A 24,732-nucleotide genomic window follows, 5' to 3' on the forward strand; every position below is an offset into this window, starting at 1 on the left:
TGTCCACAGGCTGTGGAACGTGGTTTGCCACAAATCCACACCCGGCTGACCTCGCCTGATGGCATATCAACAGCCCGGTCTGTGGACACCGTATGGATAACTTCGCGGTCCCCAGGGTGTGGATCGTGGACAGAGCCCGAATCTGTGGAGAACCGGCAGGTCAGAGGCAGGATTCGAACATGCTGGGGACGGTGGGCGCCAACTTCGCCGGCCCCGGGAACGCCGAAGGGCGCCCCGGGAAGCGTCCCGGAGCGCCCTAGAACCGCCCTCGCGGGCGGTCTCAGCCGTTCTTGATGCGGTTCGTCAGCTCGGTCACCTGGTTGTAGATCGAGCGCCGCTCGGCCATCAGCGCGCGGATCTTCCGGTCCGCGTGCATCACGGTCGTGTGGTCACGGCCGCCGAACTGCGCGCCGATCTTCGGCAGCGAGAGGTCCGTGAGCTCCCGGCACAGGTACATGGCGATCTGCCGGGCCGTCACCAGCACCCGGCTGCGCGAGGCCCCGCACAGGTCCTCCACGGTGTGCCCGAAGTAGTCGGCGGTCGCCGCCATGATGGCCGGCGCGGTGATCTCCGGAGAGGCGTCCTCGCCCCCCGGGATCAGGTCCTTGAGGACGATCTCGGTCAGGCCCAGGTCCACCGGCTGCCGGTTCAGGCTGGCGAAGGCCGTCACCCGGATCAGCGCGCCCTCCAGCTCACGGATGTTCCGCGAGATCCGGGACGCGATGAACTCCAGCACCTCCGGCGGGGCGTTCAGCTGCTCCTGGACCGCCTTCTTCCGGAGGATCGCGATGCGCGTCTCCAGCTCCGGCGGCTGGACGTCCGTGATCAGGCCCCACTCGAAGCGGTTCCGCAGCCGGTCCTCCAGGGTCACCAGCTGCTTGGGCGGCCGGTCCGAGGACAGGACGATCTGCTTGTTCGCGTTGTGGAGCGTGTTGAACGTGTGGAAGAACTCCTCCTGCGTCGACTCCTTGCTCGCGAGGAACTGGATGTCGTCGACCAGCAGGATGTCCATGTCGCGATAGCGCTTGCGGAACGCGTCCGCCTTGCCGTCGCGGATGGAGTTGATGAACTCGTTGGTGAACTCCTCGGAGCTCACGTAGCGCACCCGCGTGCCCGGGTAGAGGCTGCGCGCGTAGTGCCCGATGGCGTGCAGCAGATGGGTCTTGCCGAGCCCGGACTCCCCGTAGATGAACAGGGGGTTGTACGCCTTGGCCGGCGCCTCGGCCACCGCCACGGCGGCCGCGTGGGCGAACCGGTTGGACGCGCCGATGACGAACGTGTCGAAGAGGTACTTCGGGTTCAGCCGCGCCGTCGGCTCGGCCGCTCCCGTGCCCGCCGAGGACGACGAGGAGGACCCCGAGCCGGACCCGGAGGGCGCCGGGACGGCCGACGGCGACGGCCGGTCGGCGGGACGGCCGACGGCGCCCGTGTCGGGCAGCTCACGGCGCTGCGGCTCGTACGGCGCGCGCTCGGGCCGCTCCGGGGAGCGGTACTCGGGCTGCTGCTCGTACTGCGAGGCGTAGGGGTCCCGGTCACTCTCGGTGTACGAACCGAGCCGGGGCTGCTGCCAGCCGTAGTCGCCGCGGTCGCCCCGGTCGCCGCCGTGGGGCCCGGACGGCGCCGAGTGGCGCGGCCAGGCGCCCGGGGGCTCGCTGCGGGGCTGCTGGTAGTCCGGGTAGGCGGGGCGCACGGTCGGCAGGTCGTCGCCCGGACGGGCGCCGTAGCCACCGTGGCCCTCATAGCCCTCGAACGTGTCACGGCCCTGGCCCGGGCCGTGCGGCCGGGGACGCTCGGCCTGCTGGTGGCGCTCGGGCTGCTGGGGGGCCTGGGCCGGGGGCTCGCCGGCGGAGTCGTCGACGGTGATCGCGATCCGGATGGGGCGGCCGCACTCACGGCTCAGGGTCTCGCTGACGATCGGGGCGAGCCGGCCCTCGAGGACGCCCTTGGCGAACTCGTTGGGCACCGCCAGCAGGGCGGTGTCGGCCACCAGCGCCAGCGGCTGGCAGCGCTTGATCCAGTGCTCGTCCTTGCTTTCCACGCCCTGACCACGCCCCTCACCGAGGAGCTGTTCGAGCACGCGCGGCCACACTGCGGCAAGATCGGCGGGCAGGTCAGCCACAGGGCACGCTCTCTCAGTCACGGGGGGTGCCCCGGAGTCCCACGAATGTGTGGTTCTCGGGACGGGCGGGAAGGATTCGGAGTTCAGCCACGGTAGTCAGGGCGAGGCGCGTGGTTCAAGTCGTTGTCCACAGGGTGTGTACAAATGTGCCATGAGGTGTCGCCTGTCGTCTTCCCGCCTTCGGGGAGGCTACGGTGGTACCCGGGTACGCTGCCGGTTTGACCGGATGGCGTAACCACGCGTACCGTGACCAGGTCGAGTTGTCGATGGCTGCTGCCGCCTGCCTCCGATGGGCAAAGATCACGGACTTCGAGTCCGGGATTATGAAGCGGTGCACTTGGGCGTATTGCGAGTCTCCTCGTGGGCGCACGGTGACAGCCAGGCGATGTCCCGCCATCAATTCATTTCTGGAGTCCCCGAGTGAGCAAGCGCACCTTCCAGCCGAACAACCGCCGCCGCGCGAAGACCCACGGCTTCCGCCTGCGCATGCGCACCCGTGCCGGCCGCGCGATCCTCGCGTCCCGCCGTGGCAAGGGTCGCGCTCGCCTGTCGGCCTGACCAGCCTGACGTCGAGGTCCTGACGTGCTGCCTTCCGAGTCTCGGCTGAGGCGGCGCGAGGACTTCGCGGCCGCGGTTCGTCGAGGACGCAGGGCAGGCCGCCCGCTCCTCGTCGTCCACCTACGCAGCGGTAACACGGACCCGCACGTGCCCGGGGGGATCGCCCCCTCGGCACGTGCGGGTTTCGTCGTGAGCAAGGCCGTGGGCGGGGCCGTCGTCCGCAATCTGGTCAAGCGGCGATTGCGCCACCTCGTGCGGGACCGGCTGGATCGGCTCCCCGCCGGTAGCCTGGTGGTGGTGCGAGCCCTGCCCGGCGCGGGCGAGGCGGGTCACGATCAATTGGCCCGTGATCTCGACGCCGCGCTGGAGCGGCTCCTGGGAGGGGCGCCGCGAAGCAATCCCCCGGGGGGTGACCCCCGGAGTCCCGGTCACCCGGGAGGGAGCGCACAGTGAAGTACCCGCTGCTCTGGTTGATCAAGATCTACCAGTGGACCATCAGCCCCCTGCTGGGCCCGGTCTGCAAGTACTACCCGTCTTGCTCGCACTACGGCTACACCGCGATCGACAGGCACGGTGCGGTCAAAGGAACGGTGCTGACGGCCTGGCGCATCCTGCGCTGCAACCCGTGGTCGCTCGGTGGCGTCGACCACGTCCCTCCCCGGAAGCGTCCGGTCTGGCACCAGCGGCTGAGGAGCCGACTGGGCGGGCACCCCACCACGGGGCCCACCGCACAGCCCGAGACCCAGTCCAACGCCCAAGGAGCCTGATTCGTGGACACGATCCTCGGTCCCCTCTATTACGTTGTCTCCTGGATCATCGTCCAGTTCCACGCGTTCTACAGCTTGATCTTCAACAAGGACAGCGGCTGGGCGTGGGGTCTGTCGATCGTCTCGCTGGTGGTGCTGATCCGCATCTGCCTGATCCCGCTCTTCGTGAAGCAGATCAAGGCCACGCGGAACATGCAGGCGCTCCAGCCGAAGATGAAGGCGATCCAGGAGCGCTACAAGAGCGACAAGCAGCGCCAGTCCGAAGAGATGATGAAGCTCTACAAGGAGACGGGCACCAACCCGCTCTCGAGCTGTCTCCCGATCCTGGCCCAGTCGCCCTTCTTCATCTCGCTGTACCAGGTCCTGAACCACATCGCGCAGGGCAAGGTCGTCGGCGTCATCGACCAGTCGCTGCTGGAGAGCGCCCGGCAGGCGCACATCTTCGGTGCCCCGCTGTCGGTGAAGTTCATGGACTCCGCGGCCAAGGTCGAGTCCCTGGGCGCCAGCCTGACGGACGTCCGGGTCGTCACGGTCATCATGATCGTCCTGATGTCGCTGTCGCAGTTCTACACGCAGCGCCAGCTGATGACGAAGAACGTCGACCTCACGGTGAAGACGCCGTTCATGCAGCAGCAGAAGATGCTGATGTACGTCTTCCCGATCATGTTCGCCGTCTTCGGCATCAACTTCCCGGTCGGTGTCCTCGTCTACTGGCTGACCACCAACGTGTGGACCCTGGGTCAGCAGATGTTCGTCATCCGGCGCAACCCCACCCCCGGCAGCCTCGCCTTCCAGCAGCGCCAGGAGCGCCTGCGGGCCAAGGGCAAGCTGAAGGAGGACCCGGCGCAGGTCGAGGCCCGTGAGGCGGCCGAGTCCGCCCGTGCGGCCCGCCAGCAGCCGAAGCGCCAGACGAAGGCCAAGCGCCAGACCGGCGGCGCGGGCCACTCCGTCGCCTCCTCCGGCAAGACGACGCTGGAGAATCAGGACCAGGAGTCCGGCGAGACCAAGGCCAAGCAGGCCGGCGGTGCCGCCCGCGGTGCCAAGTCCGGACAGCGCAAGGGCGGCCCGCAGCGCCCCAAGCACCCGACCAAGAAGTGACGAAGGAGTCCCCCGTGACGGACACGGAGCGCCAGACCGCCGAGGGCACCGACACCCTGTCCCGCCTTGAGCAGGAGGGCGAGATCGCGGCCGACTACCTCGAGGGTCTGCTCGACATCGCCGACCTGGACGGCGACATCGACATGGACGTCGAGGCCGACCGCGCCTCGGTTTCGATCATCAGCGACTCCACCAGCCGTGACCTCCAGAAGCTGGTCGGCCGGGACGGCGAGGTCCTGGAGGCCCTCCAGGAGCTCACCCGTCTCGCGGTCAACCGGGAGACCGGTGACCGCAGCCGGCTGATGCTCGACATCGCCGGCTTCCGGGCCCGCAAGCGCGAGGAGCTGTCCGGGCTGGGCGCCCAGGCCGCCCAGGAGGCCAAGAGCACCGGTCAGCCGGTCAAGCTGGACCCGATGACCCCCTTCGAGCGCAAGGTCGTCCACGACGCCGTCGCCGCCGCCGGTCTCCGCAGCGAGTCCGAGGGCGAGGAGCCCCAGCGTCGCGTGGTCGTTCTGCCCGCCTGACCTGTCCCACGTCCAGGTGTGTACGGCCCCGTCTGCTCGCAGACGGGGCCGATCCTTGTCAGCCTGATATTCAGACTCCGAATATTCACCATCAACGTTCGTCGACGTTTGTACGGAAGGACGGTTCCCCGTGGAAGAGGCAGCGGAGCTCCCCCCGGCGCCCGCGGCGGCGCGGGCTGTTTTCGGTGACCGCTTTCCGGAGGCCGTCCGCTACGCGGAGCTGCTCGCGGACGCGGGCGTCAAGCGCGGGCTGATCGGTCCCCGTGAGGTCCCGCGACTGTGGGAACGCCATCTGCTGAACTGCGCGGTGCTGGCCGAGGCCGTGCCGGACGGCGTCTCCGTGTGCGACGTCGGCTCGGGTGCCGGGCTGCCCGGCATCCCCCTGGCCCTGGTCCGGCCGGACCTCCAGATCACCCTGCTGGAGCCGCTGCTGCGCCGCACCACGTTCCTCCAGGAGGTCGTGGAGCTGCTGGGCCTGGACCACGTCACGGTGGTCCGCGGACGCGCCGAGGAGATGCTCGGGAAGATCGACCCCGTGCATGTCGTCACCGCGCGGGCCGTGGCCCCGCTGGACCGGCTCGCGGGCTGGGGCGTGCCGCTGCTGCGTCCCTACGGCGAGATGCTGGCGCTCAAGGGCGACACGGCCGAGGAAGAGCTCAAGGCCGCCCGTGCCGCGCTGGGCAAGCTGGGCGTCGTCAAGACCTCGGTGCTCCATGTCGGCGAGGGAGTGGTCGACCCGCTGTCGACGCTGGTGCGGGTCGAGGTCGGGGAGAGCCCCGGTGGGGTGCGCTTCGCCGCCAAGCGGGCGAAGGCGGCCCGGGCCACCCGGGCGCGCCGTCGCTGATGCTCCATACAAGCTGGCAAAACTACCCGTAGCGGAGTGTCGCGGCGCGGCGACGGTGAGTGCCATGCATCGTGTTTCACGTGAAACATCGCTCCCTGCTGCATGGAATCATCGGCCGCGCCCGCGCGGCCTCCGCGCCGCGTGACCGCCGAGCGGTCAAGGACATGGCTTCGTCCACAGGTCCATGGGATTCATCCACAGGAGAACGGGCCTCGCTGGTTCACGACACCGAAAGCATGGCAGGCTCTGTCCATCGCGAGCCCGATGTCGAGGAGAGTGAATCCTTGCGGTCCGACGCCAATATCGCGGGGCCGATGGCCGACCCGGTCCCCGGCCCCCGCCCCTCCGACTCCGAATCGATGGCCGCTCCCGGCCCCCTGCCCATGGGTGAGCTTGTTTCACGGGAAACGCCGCCGCCTCCCATGCCGAGGCCGGAGCAGACCCGAGTGATGGTGGTGGCCAACCAGAAGGGCGGGGTCGGCAAGACCACGACCACCGTGAACCTGGCGGCCTCGCTGGCGCTCCATGGCAACCGGGTGCTGGTCATCGACCTCGACCCGCAGGGGAACGCCTCGACCGCGCTGGGCATCGACCACCATGCCGAGGTCCCGTCGATCTATGACGTCCTCGTGGACAACAGGCAGCTCTCCGAGGTCGTCCAGCCGGTCGTGGATGTGGAGGGCCTCTTCTGCGCCCCCGCCACGATCGATCTGGCCGGCGCCGAGATCGAGCTGGTCTCCCTGGTGGCCCGGGAGAGCCGGCTGGACCGGGCGATCAAGTCCTATGAGCAGCCGCTGGACTACATCCTCATCGACTGCCCGCCGTCGCTCGGTCTGCTGACGGTCAACGCCCTGGTCGCGGGCGCGGAGGTGCTGATCCCCATCCAGTGCGAGTACTACGCGCTGGAGGGTCTGGGGCAGCTGCTGCGCAATGTGGAGCTGGTGCGGGGGCATCTGAACCCCAAGCTCCATGTGTCGACGATCCTGCTGACGATGTACGACGGCCGGACCCGGCTCGCCTCCCAGGTGGCGGAGGAAGTGCGCAGCCACTTCGGGCATGAGGTGCTGCGGACCAGCATTCCGCGCTCGGTGCGGATCTCCGAGGCGCCCAGCTATGGGCAGACGGTCCTCACCTACGACCCGGGCTCCAGTGGCGCGCTGTCGTATCTGGAGGCGGCCCGGGAGATCGCGCTACGGGGGATCGGGGTGCGGTACGACGGCAGCAGGGCTCATATCGTGGGCCGTCAGCAACAGCAAGATCAGCACAGCATGTCGGAGGGGCTTCAGTGAGTGAGCGACGTAGAGGACTGGGCCGGGGGCTCGGTGCGCTGATCCCGCCGGCGCCGAAGGCAGCGGACCAGAGCGGACCGGCGGTCGGCCCCGGCGCGACGTCCCCGACCGCGGTGCCGGTGCTGACGGCTGAGCGGGGGGTCGCTGCGGCGAAGGTCGCCGCCCTTCCCCTGGAAGAGATCGGCACGCCCCGGGACTCCCGGCGCGATTTCGGCTCGGCGGACTCCGTTTCACGTGAAACCGAGGCCGCGCCCGTAGCCGGTCCGGCTGCCGAGGGTGAAGACGGCCAGGTGGCTGGCGCCCACTTCGCCGAGCTTCCGCTGGATGCCATCACGCCCAACCCCCGGCAGCCCAGGGAGGTGTTCGACGAGGACGCCCTCGCCGAGCTGGTGACCTCCATCCGTGAGGTCGGGCTGCTCCAGCCCGTCGTGGTGCGGCAGCTGGGCCCGGAGCGCTTCGAGCTCATCATGGGCGAGCGGCGCTGGCGGGCGTGCCGGGAGGCCGGGCTGGAGCGGATCCCCGCCATCGTCCGGGCCACCGATGACGAGAAGCTGCTGCTGGACGCGCTCCTGGAGAACCTTCACCGGGCTCAGCTGAACCCGCTGGAGGAGGCGGCGGCCTACGACCAGCTGCTCAAGGACTTCAGCTGCACCCATGACGAGCTGGCGGACCGCATCGGGCGCTCGCGCCCCCAGGTCTCCAATACCCTGCGGCTGCTGAAGCTGTCGCCGACCGTGCAGAAGCGGGTCGCCGCCGGTGTGCTCTCCGCCGGCCATGCCCGGGCCCTGCTCTCCGTCGACGACGCGGAGGAGCAGGAGAAGCTCGCCTATCGCATCGTGGCCGAGGGGCTGTCGGTGCGTTCGGTCGAGGAGATCGTGACGCTGATGAAGTCGCGGTCGAAGAAGCCGGTGAAGGGCAAGGGCCCCCGGGCCGGCGCCCGTGTCGCCCCGGCGCTGACCGATCTGGCCTCGCGGCTGTCGGACCGCTTCGAGACGAGGGTGAAGGTCGATCTCGGCCAGAAGAAGGGCAAGATCGTCGTCGAGTTCGCCTCGATGGAGGACCTTGAGCGGATCCTGGGCACGCTCGCTCCCGGCGAGGGCCGGGTGCTGGAGCAGCCGCTCGCCACCGACGAGGAGCGGAACGCCGACGCGTAGCCCCCTGGACGACATCGCTTCCGTCGGGTTTCTCTGGCGCTCACCTTGAGGGCGGGTCGTGTTTCACGTGGAACTCATTTGCGTGGAACACGACCCGCCCTTTGCCATGTCAAGCTATCGGCACAATCGGCCTGTGGATACGATGCGTTGAGGTGTGGCACATCCACGTTGGACACGGTTCACGGAGGGGCGGGGCCATGCGAACGGTGAGCCGGACCGGACTGGTGGCAGCGGGCTTGGGCCTGGGGGCAGTCGGCGGATTCGTCGGCGGTCTGCTTCGGGAGCGGAGCGTTCTGGCCACAGCCCGGAGCGTGGTACGCGACGGAAGTGAGGAACTGACCGCATGGGGCGTCGGCTCGTACCGCTCACGCTGGACAACCTCCCGGACCTGCCCAAGCGCTGCCGCGCCTGTGTCTTTTGGGAGCTGGACCCCGTCAGTGGTGAAGCCGCGCTGAGGGCCGGGCGCCCCGAGCTGGAGAAGGAGGCCTGGATCTCCGCCGTGCTGCTGGAGTGGGGATCCTGCGGCCGGGTGGTCTATGTCGACGAGATCCCGGTGGGCTTTGTGCTCTACGCTCCCCCCGCCTATGTCCCTCGCTCGACCGCTTTCCCCACCAGCCCGGTCGCCGCGGATGCCGTCCAGCTGATGACGGCTTGGCTGATGCCCGCCTACCAGGGGCAGGGGCTGGGACGGGTCATGGTGCAGACCGTCGCCAAGGACGTCCTGCGGAGGGGCTTCAAGGCGATCGAGGCCTTCGGCGACGCCCGGTGGCAGGAGCCGGCGTGTGTGCTGCCCGCCGACCATCTGCTGGCCGTCGGCTTCAAGACCGTACGCCCGCACCCCCGCTACCCCCGGCTGCGGCTGGAGCTGCGTTCGGCGCTCTCCTGGAAGGAGGACGTCGAGCTGGCCCTGGACCGGCTCCTCGGAGCCGTCCAGAAGGAACCCGCGCTACGGCCGTTGTGAACGAAGAAGCGGCGCGCGGTTTCACGTGAAACGTGAAACCGCGCGCCGCTTCTTTCGGCTTCGCTTACGCGTGGATGAAGTCCGTGAGCTCGCGCTCCAGAGCGGCCTTCGGCTTGGCGCCGACGATCGTCTGGACGACCTCGCCGCCCTTGTAGACGTTGAGCGTCGGGATGGACATCACGCCGTACTTGGCGGCCGTGGTCGGGTTCTCGTCGATGTTCAGCTTGACGATCTCGATCTTCTCGCCGTGCTCGGCGGCGATCGCCTCCAGGGCCGGGGCGATCTGGCGGCACGGGCCGCACCACTCGGCCCAGAAGTCCACCAGGACGGGCTTGTCGCTCTTGATGACGTCCTCGTCGAAGGACGCGTCGGTGACGGCCTTGAGAGCCATTGAGATGTCTCCTTGAGTCTTCTGTGCGTGGGGGAAGGAGGTGAAGGTCAGACGGCGGCGGACTGCTCGGGCTCGCGGACGTTCTCGCCGTCGCCGAGCGCGGCCAGGTAGCGCTCGGCGTCGAGGGCGGCGGAGCAGCCCGTGCCGGCGGCGGTGATCGCCTGGCGGTAGGTGTGGTCGACGACGTCGCCGGCGCCGAAGACACCGGTGGCGCTGGTGCGGGTGGAGGGGGCGGCGACCTTGAGGTAGCCCTCGTCGTCCAGCTCCAGCTGGCCCTTGAACAGCTCGGTGCGCGGGTCGTGACCGATGGCGATGAACAGGCCGGTCACGGGCAGCTCGGAGGTCTCACCGGTCTGGACGTTGCGGAGGGTGAGGCCGGAGAGCTTGTTGTCGCCGTGGATCTCGGCGACCTCGCTGTCCCAGACGAAGGAGATCTTCGGGTCGGCGAAGGCCCGCTCCTGCATCGCCTTGCTGGCGCGCAGGGCGTCACGGCGGTGGACGACGGTGACGGACTTGGCGAAGCGCGAGAGGAAGGTGGCCTCCTCCATCGCGGTGTCGCCGCCGCCGATGACGGCGATGTCCTGGTCCTTGAAGAAGAAGCCGTCACAGGTGGCGCACCAGGAGACACCGCGGCCGGAGAGCTCGTCCTCACGGGGCAGGCCGAGCTTGCGGTGCTGGGAGCCGGTGGTGACGATCACGGCCTTGGCGCGGTGGACGGTACCGGCGGAGTCCGTGACGGTCTTGATCTCGTCGCTGAGGTCGACGGCCACGACGTCGTCCGGGATGAGCTCGGCGCCGAAGCGCTCGGCCTGGGCCCGCATGTTGTCCATCAGGTCGGGGCCCATGATCCCCTCGCGGAAGCCGGGGAAGTTCTCCACGTCGGTGGTGTTCATCAGCGCACCACCGGCGGTCACCGCGCCCTCGAAGACCAGCGGCTTCAGGGAGGCACGGGCGGTGTAGAGCGCGGCCGTATAGCCCGCGGGCCCGGAGCCAATGATGATCACGTTGCGGACGTCGCTCACGGGTGTCTTCCTTGTCTGCCGACAGCTGTCTGGAACCTTGCTGGGTCTCACCCCACCCAACGGATCCTACGGGGCGAGCATTCCCGGCAGGTACGACAGCGCGGGCGCGGCGGCTCAGCCACGCGTCACGGTCTGGGTGCTCAGCACCTTCCCGGGGGCGGGGGCCGTGGCCGAGCCACAGGTGGCGGAGACCATGTACGCGTCGACGCGGGCGGCGTCGCCGGGATGCGGCAGGACGATCAGATAGGCGTCCTCGCCGCCGAAGGTGTCCTGGCGGGTGGCCAGCGCCTGCTCCGGGCGCTTGATGCCCGCCCGTACACAAGCGGGGGCGGTGACGCCCGAGTCGCTCAGCGTCTTCTCGGGAGCGGTCCGCGGGGTCATGCCCTGGACCTCGGGCCCCTTCGCGGACTTCAGCAGGGCCTGGACCCGTGCCGTGAGATCTCCGGTCGCCCGGTCCGAGGGAGAGATCCCCTCCGTCCGGGGACCGTCGGCGTGGGTGTCGCCGCTGCCACCGGACTGGAGGAGGAAGCTGCCCACCCCGATGACGGCGGCGGCACAGGCGGTGCCGAGCAGTGCCCGGGGCCAGCGTCGGACGCGCCGGGTGCCTGGGCCCGACGCGGGGTCGCGCCGCTTGGGACCCGTTGTGGCATGGGGACGGCCCGCAGGACGGTCGGCGACACCGGTTTCACGTGAAACAGCGGTGTCGGCGAGTGCCGGGGACTCCATGGTCGGCTTCCCGGTCCCCGTTTCACGTGAAACACCGCTTTCCCGGGAGACGCCGGCACCCGTCTCGGGGGCGGTGGCGCTCAGCAGGGCCTCGGCCGCGAGCGCGGCGTCGATGCGCTCGGCGACATCCACCGGCATGCGCGTGGGGCCGGGCAGAGTGCCGAGCAGCCCACGGATCTCGTCCAGGGAGCTCCGTACGTCCTCGCACAGCGCGCAGTCCGCGAGATGCTCCCGGATGTCCGTCGTTCGTGCGGGAGAGAGCACACCTTCGGTGAGTGCGGAGATCTCCGCGACCTCCGGGTGCCCATCCGTGCCGGTCCTCGAAGTCACGCTCGCCCACCTCCGCCCTTCACTGGATCTGTGTCGCTCTGTCCCGCCGGTGGTGGGACGGACGTGCCCTGCGACCGGTTCCTTTCCCGGTCGGAGGCGGGGCTACCCCTGCCGTCCGGGCGCAGATGGGTGAGCATCGGCAGCAGTCGTGCCCGTCCCCGGGCACATCTGCTCTTCACCGTGCCGGCGGGAACGTCCAGGACCCTGGCCGCCTCGGCGACCGGATAGCCCTGCATGTCGACGAGGACCAGGGCGGCCCGCTGGTCCGGGGGTAGTTTGGCCAGGGCCCGGATCAGCTCCCGGTGGAGATCCCCGCGCTCGGCCGGCGCGGCGGCGGACTCATGGGGTTCGAGGAGCTGCTCGAGGCGCTCGGTCTCCGCGAGCGGGTCGGTGCGCCGGGAGGCGGCCTTGCGGGCCCGGTCCAGACAGGCGTTCACGGTGATGCGGTGGAGCCAAGTGGTGACGGCCGACTGGCCGCGGAAGGTATGGGCCGCCCGGTAGGCGGAGACCAGCGCGTCCTGCACGGCGTCCGCGGCCTCTTCCCTGTCGCCGAGCGTCCGGAGCGCCACCGCCCAGAGCCGGTCGCGGTGGCGCCGCACTATCTCCCCGAAGGCGTCGGGGTCGCCGTCGATGTGGAGGGCGAGCAGCTCGGCATCGCTCGCGCCGCCATGTGTGACGTCGTCCACCGTCGAGCCCTCCCCTTGAGCGGTGCGATACCGCCTCAGCCGGTGAACTTCACCTCGTTGATGGCCTGCTTGTAGCCGGCGCTGCTGAAGGTCGTGGAGTCGTACGGGGAATAAGGCACCGCAGTGATCCACAACAGGATGTAGCGGGTCTCCGGGGCGTCCTTGAAGGAGACGTGGACCGCCTTCCCGGAGGTCTTCGTCGTCGACAACGCCTTCATGGAGCTCGGTGGGACCGAGGGCGACAGCGAGTCGGTCGCGTAGAAGGACAGGGTGGTGTGGTCGCCGCCGTAGCGCATCTCCACCGAAGCGGTGCTGAGTTTCTGGCTGGACCCGAGGTCGTAGACGATCCCGATGCCGGGCTTGATCTGGAGCTTCGGCCCGTCCTTGAACGAACTGGAATGCCACGGGGAGCCCTTGTCCCCGTTGTAGGTGCTGTGCACGTCGCCGGCCTGGGGGCTGCCGTCCGGCGCGTACTCCTTGGCGTCCGCGATCCGGATCGGCTGGGGCGTGTTCTTGGGGAGGTCGTCCCCCGAGGACTGGGAGCGCGGGGTGTCCGTCTCGCCGTCCTTGAGCAGGGTGTCGGCGAGCTGCCAGCTGCCGAGGCCCAGCGCGGCGATCAGCAGCGCCGAGACCGTCCACTTCAGGGCCCGGCCGGTGCGCCCCTCGAGCGGAGCCGGCGGGGGCACCGGAACGGGCTGGACGGGGCCGCCGTTGCGCGATGCCGGGTGCGGGCGGGAGTAGGCCACCGGCGTGGGGTACGCCGGCTCCGGCGGCCGGATGCGCGGCATCGCGGCGACGGCCTTGGCCAGCTCCTCCGGGGTGGTGCAGGGCTGCTCCTGCCGGGAGGCGGTCGCCCCATCGTTGACGAGCGCGCGCATGGCCAGCTCGGAGAGGCCGCGGTGGACCCCGGCCCGGACCTGGTCGGGGGCGATCAGGCCGACGCCCTTGGGCAGCCCCGAGAGGCCGTGGGCGTTTGTCTCGTACGGCCAGCGCTGGGTGAGGGCCGCGTACAGCAGGGCGCCGATGGCCTCGGTGTCCGTGCGCTGGGGGTGCTCGGAGGTGATCCCCCGCAGAGCCGCCATGACGGCGAGCCCGCGGATGCGGTACTGGCCGGTCTCGGTGCGCAGCACCGAGCCGGGGTTGAGGCGCAGATGGGCCAGGCCCTCGCGGTGGGCGGCGGCCATGGCCTGGGAGACCTGGCTGACGAGCTGGTACGCGTCGTGCGGCTCGAGCGGGCCGGAGGTGAGGACGGGGGTCAGCTCGGTCGCGTCGGGCAGCCACTCGTGGACCACGTAGACGAGGTCGTTCTCCTCGACGGCGTCGAGGACCTGGACGAAGCGCGGGTCGCCGAGGAGGGCCGCGGAGCGGGCGGCGGCCAGGACGGGACGGGCGCGGGGGTGGTCGGCGGGCAGGAGGTGGACGCCCACCGCGCGGCGGAGCTTCTCGTCGACGGCACGCCAGCTGCTGAATCCCTCCAGACGGGTGACGCACTCCTCCAGGCGGTACCTTCTGGCGAGCTTGTGGCCGCTGTGCAGCTCGGGCGGTTGCGCGTCGCGCGCGGGGCTTTCGCTCTCCGCGCGCTGGATGTCCTTGTGGGTGCCGACCTTCTTCGCGGTCTTCGCCCCGTCGGTCGTGGCCTGGTCCGCCTGGGCGGTCAGCGGCTGGTCGCCGTTGTCAGCCACGTCGACGGCAGCCGTGCTCCGTTCCGCCACCGTCGCTCCTGCCTCCCCATCCGTTGGACGCTGTCCACAGCCAAGACAATTGTGCCCACAGTCCGGCGCTATGCACGACACGCGGCGGCGGGCGATGGTTGTGCTCCGGTCAGCGACCGAGCCGGCCGCGAACCATACCGACCATGGCGGTCAGCTCCTCGATGCGCATCCGCTTCGCCGCGATGTAGAAGACGGCGATCAGTACCAGTCCGCCGCCGACCAGGGAGCCGAGCGAACCGGGAACACCGTTGCCCAGAACCTGACCGATTCCGTACGCGGCGGCGCCACCGACCAGAGCCGCCGGGACACAGGCGCCGATCAGTCTGGCGTAGGTGCGGACGACGTGCGCGCCGTCGAGGTCGCCGCCGAGGCGGGTGCGCAGACGGCGCCAGGCGACCCCGACACCGACGGCGTAGCCCAGGCCGTAGGAGAAGGCCATGCCGGCGACGGCCCAGCGGGACGGCAGGAGCAGGAAGCTCAGCCCGGAGAAAGCGGCGTTGACGGCGGCGACGATCACCGTGTTGTAGAAGGGGGTGCGGGTGTCCTCATAGGCGTAGAAGCCGCGCAGGATGACGTACTGGGCGGAGTACGGGATGAGGCCGAGGCCGAAGGCCATGAGGATGTAGCCGATGTTGGTGGCGGCCGCGCTGCCGGAGCCCCCGCCGAACATCAGCGTCGACGTGGGGACGCCGAGCGCGAGGAAGGCGAAGGCGCACGGCACGATCGCGACGGCGGACGTCCGCAGGCCGTGGGAGAGGTCGTCGCGGACCGCCGAGACGTCGCCGTCGTGGGCGGCGCGGGAGATCCGGGGCAGTACGGCAGTCATCACCGAGACGGTGATGATGGCCTGCGGCATCTGCCACAGCTGGAGGGCGTACTGGTAGGCGGCGAAGCCCGAGCCCTTGTAGCCGGCCTTCTCGGCCAGCGTTCCGGCCTTGGTGGCGAGCTGAGTGACGACGACCAGGCCGAGCTGGTTGGCGAGGACGAAGAAGAACGTCCACTTGGCCAGGCCCGCGGCCTTGCCGAGGCCCTGCCCGCGCCAGTCGAAGCGGGGACGGATGCGGAAGCCGGCGTCCCGCAAGTAGGGGAGCATCGCCAGCGCCTGAACCACGAGACCCAGCAGGGTGCCGATGCCGAGCAGCCGGATGCCCTCGGGCGTGATCGTGGCCGAGCTGACGTCGCTGCTGGAGGCGGGGCCGAAGGCCCAGATGAAGGAGCCGAAGGTGGCGATGATGATGATGTTGTTGAGGACCGGGGTCCACATCATCGCGCCGAACCTGCCGCGCGCGTTGAGGATCTGCCCCATGACGACGTGCACGCCCATGAAGAACATGGTCGGCAGGCAGTAGCGGGCGAACGCCACAGCCACGTCCATGCGGGTGGGGTCGCCGGCGATCGTCGGCGACATCATCTGGATGAAGAGTGGCGCTCCCAGCACACAGACGGTGGTCACGCCCGCCAGAAGTACGACGACGAGGGTCAGCAGCCGGTTGGCGTAGGCCTCGCCGCCGTCCTCGTCGTTCTTCATCGCGCGCACCAGCTGCGGGATGAAGACCGCGTTGAGGGCGCCACCGCCGACCAGGATGTAGATCATCGTGGGCAGGGTGTTGGCGACCTGGTAGCCATCGTTGAGCGTGCTGACGCCGATCGCCGCCGCCATGACGAGGTTCCGGCCGAAGCCGAGGAGGCGGGAGACCATCGTCCCCGCCGCCATCAGCGCGCTGGACTTCAGCAGGCCGGACGCCTTTCCGCCGCCCTTGGCCGCGGGCGCCGCGTCCGTCGGCTCGGGCTCGGCCGCGGGCGGGACCACCGGAGGCTGCGGGGGCGGCGGCACGGGGGAGCCGTACTGGCCGGGGGCCGAGCCGAACTGCCCGGGAGTCGATCCGTACTGGCCGGGAGCCGGGATCGGGCGGCCGTCCGGGCGCTGGGGCTCGTACGGCTGCTGCTGATCGCGGTAGAGGTGCGCGAAGGCGTCCCGCTGCGGCTGCTCGCCGAAGCCGCCCACGCCGATGACCTGGGTCGCGTCCTGCTCCTCGTACGGGCCGGCCGCCGCCGGGGGCTGCTGCGCCTGGGCCGGGGCCCACGCATGGGTGTCGGGCCCGCGCGGCGGCGCCGGGGGCTGCTGGTAGCCGCCGGACTGCGGCGCGGCGTACGGGTCCGACGCGTAGGCGTCCCGGAGGTACGGGTCCCGGGCGTACGGGCCCTGATGCGGCTGGTCCGCGGCGGCAGGGGCCGGGGCAGGCGGGGGCGGCGGGTACTGGCCCCGCTGCTCGCCCCCGGTGCCCTGACCGCGGTCACCGTCGTACGGCGCGCTCATCGCTACCCCACCTCATCGTCCGCGGCCTGCCGGCCCCATAAAACGTCAACGTTCCACTTTCTCACCTGAGCCGGACGGGTCACCGCTCCGCGCTCCGGTTTCCGCCGCCGGATCACCCGGCTGCTCCGGCTTGTCGTCTCCGGGGCCACCACTGTCGCCCGGGTCTCCGCCGCCCGCCCCGTCGGGCCCGCCCCCCGCGGCCTTACGGGCGGCGGCCCGCTTGCGCTGGAGGTAGATACGCAGTCCCGCGAGGACCAGGAGGAGGACCCCACCGGCGATGACGAGCAGAACCATAGGGGTGATGGACGTGACATGCACAGTGAAGTAGATCGGATCGCCGTACGTCTGACCGTCCTCGGCGTAGAGCTGGGCCTTCACCTTCACCGGACCGTTGGCGTTGGCCCGCGTCTCGAACTTCACGGACTGCTGGCGCCCGCCCCCCACCTCGACCGGCTGGGGAGCGTCGATCTTGAGGCGGTTGGGCTGGCTGGAAGTGAGGACGAGCTTGAGTCCCCGCACCCCCTGGAGCAGGCCGTTCTGCACGGTCACCGGGATGGTGGCGCTGCGCCCGGAGAGGGTCGCGTCGGACTTCGCGATCAGATGGACCTGCCGGATGAGCTGGTCCAGATACGACTGCACCGCGTCCCGGAACGTCTCCCCGCCCTTGGGGTCGCCCCGCCACGAGGTGGACATCTCCCGCATGATCGCGCTGCCGAACGGGGTGACCACGCGGTCCTGGGAGGTCAGGATGACCTTGAAGCTGTCCAGGGAGCTCTGGGTCCGCTGGATCGCCTCGAACGCCTCGGTGGGCAGCTCCCGCGCGCGCAGCGAGTCCGGATACGAGCCCGAGCCGGGGATGTGCTGGTTGGCCGCCGGGTCGGGCTGGGCCTTGGCCGCGTCCCCGAGGTCGGCCGGCTGGGTCCAGCGGCCGTCCGTCAGGCCCTTGAGCGCCGTCGCCATCGCCTGGGCCTGGCTCGTCGTGGGCATGCGCTGCGGCGCGACCACGATGCTGCGCTCGTTCTCGGGAGCCTGCTTGTTCACCATGAGGCTCTGGGCGAGGAAGCGCTGCACGGCCAGCGAGGAGTCATTGGCCTTGATCATCTCGCCGTCGAAGACGGTCGAGAGCCGGGCATCCGCCACGATCGCCGTGTTGCCGCCGCCGATCTGCCGGGCCGCGGTGGGCGCGTACGAGGAGCCGCCGGGCTCGCGGACGCTGTCGCTGCGGGCGATCACATTGTGGGCGCCGGCCGAGGTGGCCACGTCCACGATGGAGGAGTCGACGGCGCCGTCGACGGGCCAGGCGAAGTCGGTGCGCGGCTTCACCCCGAGGATCGTCTCCACGGTCGTCGAGGCGAGCTCCGTGGCCGACTGGAGGTGGCTGAGCGCCCCGGGGACGTCCTTCCCCCGGTGGGCGAGCGAGGCGAGGTCGGGGTCGCCGAACGGCAGCGCCACCACCTGGTGGTCCGCGACGGCCTCCTGGAGCTGGTTGAGCCACTGCTTGGCCACCGCCTGGCCCCGGCCGGGCGCGGGGTTCTGGTCGCCCGGCCCGCCGATCCGGTAGCTCTTCGTCATCGCCTCGACCGTGGCGAGCAGATCCGGGTCGATCACCCAGGTGACCGGCAGGCTCTTGCCCAGCGCCACGAGCTGCTGGAGCCGTCCCCCCGGCGCCAGCTCGGCGGCCAGGTCGTCATTGGGGAAGACCGGCGTCTGCTGCTGGTCGGAGACCGTCCGGGCGGTGAGATGCGTCGCGGAGACCAGCGGCCACAGGAAGGTCAGCCGGGTCTTCTTCGCGTCGGTCGTCGAGGGCTGCCAGGGCAGCAGGGTGCGCTGGATGCCCAGGACCTGCTCGGACTGTCCGCCGGACTGCCCCGAGAGGGTGACGCCGAGCTGGTAGACGCCGTCCTTGCCCAGCTCCATGTCCTTCACCGGAACGGTCATGGTGAAGTCGCGGCTGACGCCCGGCGGCAGGCTGTCGATCTTCTGGGCGTGGTTGCCGCCCACCTCCGGGCCGTCGGAGCCCGCCGAGAAGGGCGCCCGGACGCCGATGTCGTCGATGTCGCTGCGCGTGGTGATCTGCGGGCCCACCCGCAGCGCCACATGGGCACCGGTGATCGTCGACTTCGTGTTGTTGGTGACCCGGCCCGAGACGGTGAGCGTGTCGTCCTGCTTGGGCGCGACGGGCGTCACGGTGTCGAGAGAGACGTCGACGGACCGGGCGCTCGCCGAGCTCGCCGATTCGGCCCGCGCCGCCGGAGCCTGCGGCAGCTGCCCCAGCCCCACGACCAGCAACACGCCGGCCAGCAGCAGAGCGGTGCGCCGGAACCACCGGCAGGCAGGAGCGGGCGATGTCCCCTCGAAGGCCCCTTGGACCTCTGCCGCCTCGGCCACGCGCTCGCCCGTCCCTCGTCATCGTCGGTGGTCGTCGGATGGTGCGTCCACGAATGGTAACGAGGCCCGCTGTGACGAAGTGCTGCGGACCGTACTACAAGATCGCCACGGGGCCCGTTGTCCAGGCTCCGCCTGCTTTGTGAGAGGTGTCATAGTGCGTCCGACAACCGGGAGGCTTCGGCGCGCCCGGACACGTACCCTCTTCTGTTGTGCCGAACGCCAACAATGACAGCCACACCCCGCCGTCGACGACCGAGCTCAGCCAGGCGCAGCGCCGTGCCGTGAGCGAGCTCCTGCGGGTCTCCCCCGTAGCCGACGATCTCGCCCGCCGCTTCAAGGAGGCAGGCTTCACGCTCGCCCTGGTCGGCGGATCGGTACGGGACGCGTTGCTCGGCCGTCTCGGCAACGACCTGGACTTCACCACCGACGCCCGTCCCCAGGACGTGCTGAAGATCGTCCGGCCGTGGGCCGACGCGGTCTGGGAGGTCGGCATCGCCTTCGGCACCGTGGGCTGCCGCAAGTCGGACTTCGACATTGAGGTCACCACATACCGGTCGGAAGCGTACGACCGGACCTCCCGGAAGCCCGAGGTCTCCTACGGCGACTCCATCGAGGAGGACCTGGTCCGCCGCGACTTCACCGTCAACGCCATGGCCGTGGCGCTGCCGGAGAAGGAGTTCATCGACCCGCACAACGGCCTGGAGGACCTGGCCGCGCGCGTTCTGCGCACCCCCGGGACCCCCGAGGAGTCCTTCTCCGACGACCCGCTGCGCATGATGCGGGCCGCTCGCTTCGCCGCCCAGCTGGACTTCGAGGTCGCGCCCGAGGTGGTGGCAGCCATGACCGGGATGGCGGACCGCCTGGAGATCGTCTCGGCCGAGCGGATCCGGGACGAGCTGAACAAGCTGATCCTTTCCAGCCACCCCCGCAAGGGCCTCACCCTGCTCACGGAGACCGGGCTCGCCGCCCTGGTCCTCCCCGAGCTCCCGGCGCTGCGCCTGGAACGCGACGAGCACCACCGCCACAAGGACGTCTACGAGCACACGCTCATCGTCCTGGAGCAGGCCATGGCCCTGGAGGCGCCTCGTGACCAGCCGGGGGGCGGCCCCGACCTGGTCCTGCGCCTGGCGGCGCTGCTCCACGACATCGGCAAGCCGAAGACGCGTCGCTTCGAGAAGGACGGCCGGGTCTCCTTCCACCACCACGAGATGGTGGGCGCGAAGATGACCAAGGCCCGGATGACCAAGCTCAAGTACTCCAACGACCTGGTCAAGGACGTCTCGAAGCTGGTCGAGCTCCACCTGCGCTTCCACGGCTACGGCACCGGGGAATGGACCGACTCGGCCGTCCGCCGCTATGTCCGTGACGCCGGGCCGCTGCTGGACCGCCTCCACAAGCTGACGCGGTCCGACTGCACCACCCGCAACAAGCGAAAGGCCAACGCCCTCTCGCGCGCCTACGACGGGCTCGAGGAGCGCATCGCCCGGCTCCAGGAGCAGGAGGAACTGGACGCGATCCGGCCGGACCTCGATGGCAACGAGATCATGGAGATCCTGTCCATCGGTCCCGGCCCGCAGATCGGCCAGGCCTACAAGCACCTGCTGGAGCTGCGCCTGGAGCACGGCCCCATGGAGCGGGAGGCCGCCGTGGCCGCGCTCAAGGAGTGGTGGGCCGAGCAGCAGGGCTGATGCCGCGCGCGGTGATGTTTCACGTGAAACGCCACCGCGGTACGGACAAGTGAAGAGGGCCAGGGGCGGTGTTTCACGTGAAACACCGCCCCTGGCCCTTTCCGGGTTCGGCCGCCGGTTACTTCTTGTTGTCGCCCAGGCAGAGCGTGAACTTGTTGGCGCGCTCTTCCCAGGTGAGCGCCGCCGTGGTGCCCTCGACGTTGTTGCAGGCGAGGGTGTACAGCGTGGAGCCGTCGACCTTCTTGAGCACCTTGTGGCTCGCCTTGCTGTCGGTGCAGTCGACCTTCTTGATGTCCGGCTTGGAGTTCGTGCCCTTGTTCTGGAGGCAGTCGCCGACCTCCAGCACGGTGGTGTCGTCGCTCGTGATCATGTCCTTGGCGATGTAGATGCCCGTGAGGACCAGGACGCTGAGAACGATGCTCCCGATCTTCTTGCCGATCTTCTTGCCCGTGGAGGGGGCCGGCGGAGGCGTCGGCGCGCCGCCCCAGCCGCCCGGCTGCTGACCGTACGGCGGGGGAGCCGGCTGGCCGGGCTGCTGGCCGTACGGGCCCGGCTGGCCATAGGGCGCGGGCGGCTGCTGGCCGTAGGGGGCACCGCCCTGCGGGCCGTACGGGTTCTGGTGGGGCGGCGGAGTGGTCACGGAGACCCCTTCGGGGACGGTGGTTTTCGGTCGGCGGACGCCGCCCGTAAGTTATCCCGTGTCCATGACATTCCCGCAGTTCAGCGGCATGCTGTGGCCTTGATGTAATAGTTAGCTGCGACGAAATCCAGCCATAGCAGAAGCAATCGCCGCATAGATGAGGGCCACTCCGATCACCAGTGCGGGCGACCGCCCGTCCGGTGGGAGCACCAGCGAGGCCACCGCCGCCGCGCCCACGAAGGCGACGTTGAAGAGGACGTCGTAGAGGGAGAAGACCCTCCCCCGGAAGGCGTCGTCGACCGACGCCTGGACCACCGTGTCCGTGACGATCTTGGCGCTCTGGGTGGTGAGCCCCAGGACGAAGGCGGCGATCAGCATGGGAACGAGCTCGAAGGGCAGGCCGAGCGCGGGTTCCAGGACCGCCGCGGCCGCGGAGCAGCTCACCAGCCAGCCCAGCCGCCCCACCCGGCCGACCGCCCATGGGGTGATGGCGGCCGCGGCGAAGAAGCCGGCCCCCGAGGCGACCACGGCGTAGCCGAGCAGGACCAGACCGCCGGGACCGCCCCCGGACCAGGCGTACCGGCAGAGCATCAGCAGCATCACCGTCAGCGCGCCGTAGCAGAAGCGCAGCAGCGTCATCGCCGCCAGGGCCCGGGCTGCCACGCGTCGCTCGTTCAGATGGCGGAGCCCGTCGACCAGGCCCCGGGCGGAGACGGCCAGTGCCGTGCGCAGCCGGACCCGGGGCGCCGAGGCGTCCGGCCCCAGCAGGCCGATGGGCATGCGCAGCGAGCAGAGCGCGGCGCAGAGATAGAGAACGGCGCCGAGGAGGACGACCGACGCGTCGTCGGCGGTGCCCTCCGGAGGGGCGAGCCGGACGGCGAAGGCGAGGCCGCCGCCCGCGGTCGCCGCGAGCGTACCGGCGGTCGGGGCGAGGGCGTTGGCCATCACCAGGCGCTCGGGGGAGTCGACGACGCGTGGCAGGGACGCCGAGAGGCCGGCGAGAACGAAGCGGTTGACGGCGGTGACCGAGAGCGCGGAGGCGTAGAAGAGCCGGTCGGGCACCCCGCCGACGATGAGCAGGGCGGTCACCGTGGCCAGCGCGGCGCGGAGGAGATTGCCGTGGAGCAGTACCTGCCGGCGGCTCCAGCGGTCGAGCAGGACGCCGGCGAAGGGGCCCAGCAGCGAATAGGGCAGGAGGAGCACGGCCATGGCCGAGGCGATGGCGGCGGGGGAGGTCTGCTTCTCGGGGGAGAAGACGACGTACGCGGCGAGCGCGACCTGGTAGACGCCGTCGGCCGCCTGGGAGAGCAGCCGTACTGCCAACAGCCGGCGGAAATCGCCCAACTGGAGCAGGACGCGAAGATCACGCACAACGGGCATGGTCAACAGCCTCACACAACGCACAGGTCCCCGGGCGGATTACCCGGGGACCTGTGGTCGAGCGGAGCGGGCCCGTGTGCGGTGCCCGGTCGGCGCCTTTAGCGCTCGACCTCGCCCTTGATGAACTTCTCGACGTTCTCGCGGGCCTCGTCGTCGAAGTACTGCACCGGCGGCGACTTCATGAAGTACGAGGAGGCGGAGAGGATCGGGCCGCCGATGCCCCGGTCCATGGCGATCTTCGCGGCGCGCAGGGCGTCGATGATGACACCGGCGGAGTTCGGGGAGTCCCAGACCTCGAGCTTGTACTCCAGGTTCAGCGGGACGTCACCGAAGGCGCGGCCCTCGAGGCGCACATAGGCCCACTTGCGGTCGTCCAGCCAGGCCACGTAGTCCGAGGGGCCGATGTGGACGTTCTTCTCGCCCAGGTCGCGGTCGGGGATCTGGGAGGTGACGGCCTGCGTCTTGGAGATCTTCTTGGACTCCAGGCGCTCGCGCTCGAGCATGTTCTTGAAGTCCATGTTGCCGCCGACGTTCAGCTGCATCGTGCGGTCGAGGATGACGCCGCGGTCCTCGAACAGCTTGGCCATCACGCGGTGGGTGATGGTGGCGCCGACCTGGGACTTGATGTCGTCGCCGACGATCGGGACGCCCGCCTCGGTGAACTTGTCCGCCCACTCCTTGGTGCCGGCGATGAAGACCGGGAGGGCGTTGACGAAGCCGACCTTGGCGTCGATGGCGCACTGGGCGTAGAACTTGGCGGCGTCCTCGGAGCCGACCGGCAGGTAGCAGACCAGGACGTCGACCTGCTTGTCCTTGAGGACCTGGACGACGTCGACGGGGGCCTCGGCGGACTCCTCGATGGTCTGGCGGTAGTACTTGCCCAGGCCGTCGAGGGTGTGGCCGCGCTGGACGGTGACGCCGGTGGGCGGCACGTCGCAGATCTTGATGGTGTTGTTCTCGCTGGCGCCGATGGCGTCGGCGAGGTCCAGCCCGACCTTCTTCGCGTCGACATCGAAAGCGGCCACGAACTCGACGTCACGCACGTGGTAGTCGCCGAACTGCACGTGCATCAGACCCGGCACGCGGCCGTTCGGGTCGGCGTCCTTGTAGTACTCGACGCCCTGCACCAGCGAGGCGGCGCAGTTGCCCACACCGACGATCGCTACGCGAACCGAACCCATTCCGGTTGCTCCCTGTTTGTACTCGACGTAGCTCTGCGGGTGCAGAGCTCACTGATCCGGGCCGGGGCGTTTGTCACGCCCGGCCCGCTCGCTCTCGATCAGCTCGTTCAGCCAGCGAACCTCGCGCTCCACGGACTCCATGCCGTGGCGCTGCAGCTCGAGGGTGTAGTCGTCCAGCCGTTCCCGCGTACGGGCCAGGGAGGCGCGCATCTTCTCGAGACGCTCCTCCAGCCGGCTGCGGCGGCCTTCCAGCACCCGCATCCGTACATCCCGCGAGGTCTGCCCGAAGAACGCGAAGCGGGCGGCGAAGTGCTCGTCCTCCCACGCGTCCGGGCCGGTATGGGCGAGGAGCTCCTCGAAGTGCTCCTTGCCCTCCGCCGTGAGGCGGTAGACGATCTTCGCCCGTCGTCCGGCCAGTGACGCCGCGCGGGCGTCCTCCGGGGAGCTTCCGGGTTCCTCGATCAGCCAGCCGTTCGCCACGAGGGACTTCAGGCAGGGATACAGGGAGCCGTAGCTGAACGCGCGGAACACCCCGAGCGAGGTGTTGAGCCTCTTGCGCAGCTCGTAGCCGTGCATCGGGGCTTCGCGGAGCAGGCCGAGGACGGCGAACTCGAGGATGCCGGAGCGTCTGCTCATATGTCGCCTCCTTGTCGCCCACAGCCTAGTTCCTTGTGATCCCTAAATCCTTATTGGTCCCTTATGGCGAGCTGATGTATCGACTCGATACATCCAGACGATAGAACGGGCGATCACCAACGACAAGAGGGGGCACGGTGAACGAGGTCACATCACTGATTCGTGGGACACAAGCGGCCTGATTTGGAGTGAACATCCGCAGTGGGCTGGATTTGGCCGTGCGTAGTCTGTGCGCCATGCAGACCACAGGGAACCGGGTGACGCCCACAGACGTCCTGGACCTGTACGCAGTGCGGCCCACCGGTCAGGGGGGCATGGAGG

The 24,732-nt window shown here is 69.9% G+C and carries 21 protein-coding genes and 1 pseudogene; 10 read left to right on the forward strand and 12 right to left on the reverse strand.

Annotated features, from left to right (window positions below; all coding sequences use genetic code 11):
- Positions 1-280: 280 nt before the first annotated feature.
- Complete coding sequence (gene dnaA / locus ACX9I7_RS05885) at positions 281-2,119, reverse strand: chromosomal replication initiator protein DnaA (protein ID WP_459386699.1); 1,839 nt, start codon at positions 2,117-2,119, stop codon at positions 281-283.
- A gap of 420 nt (positions 2,120-2,539) precedes the next feature.
- On the opposite strand from dnaA, the gene rpmH reads away from it, so the two are divergent.
- From rpmH to ACX9I7_RS05930, 9 genes and pseudogenes are all read left to right on the forward strand, one after another.
- Positions 2,540-2,677: a 50S ribosomal protein L34 gene (gene rpmH / locus ACX9I7_RS05890; RefSeq protein ID WP_003949374.1), complete on the forward strand. Its 138-nt coding sequence runs from the start codon at positions 2,540-2,542 to the stop codon at positions 2,675-2,677.
- A 24-nt stretch (positions 2,678-2,701) separates the two neighbouring features.
- Positions 2,702-3,070: pseudogene (gene rnpA / locus ACX9I7_RS05895) on the forward strand (ribonuclease P protein component); the annotation flags it as partial.
- Positions 3,071-3,126: 56 nt separating this feature from the next.
- Positions 3,127-3,444 (forward strand): membrane protein insertion efficiency factor YidD, encoded by a 318-nt coding sequence (gene yidD / locus ACX9I7_RS05900; RefSeq protein WP_126915033.1) that lies wholly within the window; start codon positions 3,127-3,129, stop codon positions 3,442-3,444.
- A 3-nt stretch (positions 3,445-3,447) separates the two neighbouring features.
- A complete protein-coding gene (yidC, locus tag ACX9I7_RS05905) occupies positions 3,448-4,542 on the forward strand; it encodes a membrane protein insertase YidC (RefSeq protein ID WP_358623591.1) in 1,095 nt (364 codons plus the stop codon).
- A 14-nt stretch (positions 4,543-4,556) separates the two neighbouring features.
- A complete protein-coding gene (locus tag ACX9I7_RS05910) occupies positions 4,557-5,066 on the forward strand; it encodes a Jag family protein (protein WP_387577307.1) in 510 nt (169 codons plus the stop codon).
- Between the two features lie 130 nt (positions 5,067-5,196).
- Complete coding sequence (gene rsmG / locus ACX9I7_RS05915) at positions 5,197-5,910, forward strand: 16S rRNA (guanine(527)-N(7))-methyltransferase RsmG (RefSeq protein WP_189455532.1); 714 nt, start codon at positions 5,197-5,199, stop codon at positions 5,908-5,910.
- 236 nt (positions 5,911-6,146) lie between these two features.
- Entirely contained in the window at positions 6,147-7,199 is a 1,053-nt protein-coding gene (locus tag ACX9I7_RS05920) for a ParA family protein (protein ID WP_387577304.1), read from the forward strand.
- Positions 7,196-8,353: a ParB/RepB/Spo0J family partition protein gene (locus tag ACX9I7_RS05925; RefSeq protein WP_387577302.1), complete on the forward strand. Its 1,158-nt coding sequence runs from the start codon at positions 7,196-7,198 to the stop codon at positions 8,351-8,353. The genes ACX9I7_RS05920 and ACX9I7_RS05925 overlap by 4 nt, the downstream gene beginning before the upstream one ends.
- A 343-nt stretch (positions 8,354-8,696) precedes the next feature.
- Positions 8,697-9,314 carry a GNAT family N-acetyltransferase gene (locus ACX9I7_RS05930; protein WP_189455526.1) on the forward strand — a complete coding sequence of 206 codons (618 nt, stop codon included), beginning with the start codon at positions 8,697-8,699 and terminating at the stop codon, positions 9,312-9,314.
- A gap of 64 nt (positions 9,315-9,378) precedes the next feature.
- On the opposite strand, the gene trxA is transcribed toward ACX9I7_RS05930, so the two are convergent.
- The 7 genes from trxA to ACX9I7_RS05965 form a co-directional block, all read right to left on the reverse strand.
- Entirely contained in the window at positions 9,379-9,705 is a 327-nt protein-coding gene (gene trxA / locus ACX9I7_RS05935; RefSeq protein WP_189455524.1) for a thioredoxin, read from the reverse strand.
- 47 nt (positions 9,706-9,752) lie between these two features.
- Positions 9,753-10,727, reverse strand: a complete 975-nt coding sequence (gene trxB / locus ACX9I7_RS05940) for a thioredoxin-disulfide reductase (protein ID WP_358216027.1) — start codon at positions 10,725-10,727, stop codon at positions 9,753-9,755.
- A 114-nt stretch (positions 10,728-10,841) separates the two neighbouring features.
- Positions 10,842-11,783: a hypothetical protein gene (locus tag ACX9I7_RS05945; protein WP_459386700.1), complete on the reverse strand. Its 942-nt coding sequence runs from the start codon at positions 11,781-11,783 to the stop codon at positions 10,842-10,844.
- The gene (sigM, locus tag ACX9I7_RS05950) at positions 11,780-12,469 is read right to left on the reverse strand and encodes an RNA polymerase sigma factor SigM (RefSeq protein ID WP_387577297.1); all 690 of its coding nucleotides are present in this window, start codon (positions 12,467-12,469) and stop codon (positions 11,780-11,782) included. The genes ACX9I7_RS05945 and sigM overlap by 4 nt, the downstream gene beginning before the upstream one ends.
- A gap of 35 nt (positions 12,470-12,504) precedes the next feature.
- Positions 12,505-14,181 carry a protein kinase family protein gene (locus tag ACX9I7_RS05955; protein WP_459386701.1) on the reverse strand — a complete coding sequence of 559 codons (1,677 nt, stop codon included), beginning with the start codon at positions 14,179-14,181 and terminating at the stop codon, positions 12,505-12,507.
- 109 nt (positions 14,182-14,290) lie between these two features.
- Positions 14,291-16,498, reverse strand: a complete 2,208-nt coding sequence (gene murJ / locus ACX9I7_RS05960; RefSeq protein ID WP_459386702.1) for a murein biosynthesis integral membrane protein MurJ — start codon at positions 16,496-16,498, stop codon at positions 14,291-14,293.
- A 45-nt stretch (positions 16,499-16,543) separates the two neighbouring features.
- A complete protein-coding gene (locus tag ACX9I7_RS05965) occupies positions 16,544-18,886 on the reverse strand; it encodes a DUF6049 family protein (RefSeq protein WP_387577291.1) in 2,343 nt (780 codons plus the stop codon).
- A 209-nt stretch (positions 18,887-19,095) separates the two neighbouring features.
- Between ACX9I7_RS05965 and ACX9I7_RS05970 the strand changes: the two genes are divergently transcribed.
- Positions 19,096-20,574, forward strand: a complete 1,479-nt coding sequence (locus tag ACX9I7_RS05970) for a CCA tRNA nucleotidyltransferase (RefSeq protein ID WP_387577289.1) — start codon at positions 19,096-19,098, stop codon at positions 20,572-20,574.
- Positions 20,575-20,692: 118 nt separating this feature from the next.
- Here the strand turns inward: ACX9I7_RS05970 and ACX9I7_RS05975 are convergent, their stop codons facing one another.
- The 4 genes from ACX9I7_RS05975 to ACX9I7_RS05990 form a co-directional block, all read right to left on the reverse strand.
- Positions 20,693-21,214 (reverse strand): LppU/SCO3897 family protein, encoded by a 522-nt coding sequence (locus tag ACX9I7_RS05975; protein ID WP_459386703.1) that lies wholly within the window; start codon positions 21,212-21,214, stop codon positions 20,693-20,695.
- 111 nt (positions 21,215-21,325) lie between these two features.
- Entirely contained in the window at positions 21,326-22,594 is a 1,269-nt protein-coding gene (locus tag ACX9I7_RS05980; RefSeq protein ID WP_459386704.1) for an MFS transporter, read from the reverse strand.
- 98 nt (positions 22,595-22,692) lie between these two features.
- Positions 22,693-23,775 (reverse strand): inositol-3-phosphate synthase, encoded by a 1,083-nt coding sequence (locus ACX9I7_RS05985; protein ID WP_387577283.1) that lies wholly within the window; start codon positions 23,773-23,775, stop codon positions 22,693-22,695.
- A gap of 48 nt (positions 23,776-23,823) precedes the next feature.
- Positions 23,824-24,411: a PadR family transcriptional regulator gene (locus ACX9I7_RS05990; protein ID WP_126915051.1), complete on the reverse strand. Its 588-nt coding sequence runs from the start codon at positions 24,409-24,411 to the stop codon at positions 23,824-23,826.
- Positions 24,412-24,732 lie beyond the last annotated feature (321 nt).

It is taken from the genome of Streptomyces sp. L500, from assembly GCF_054551825.1.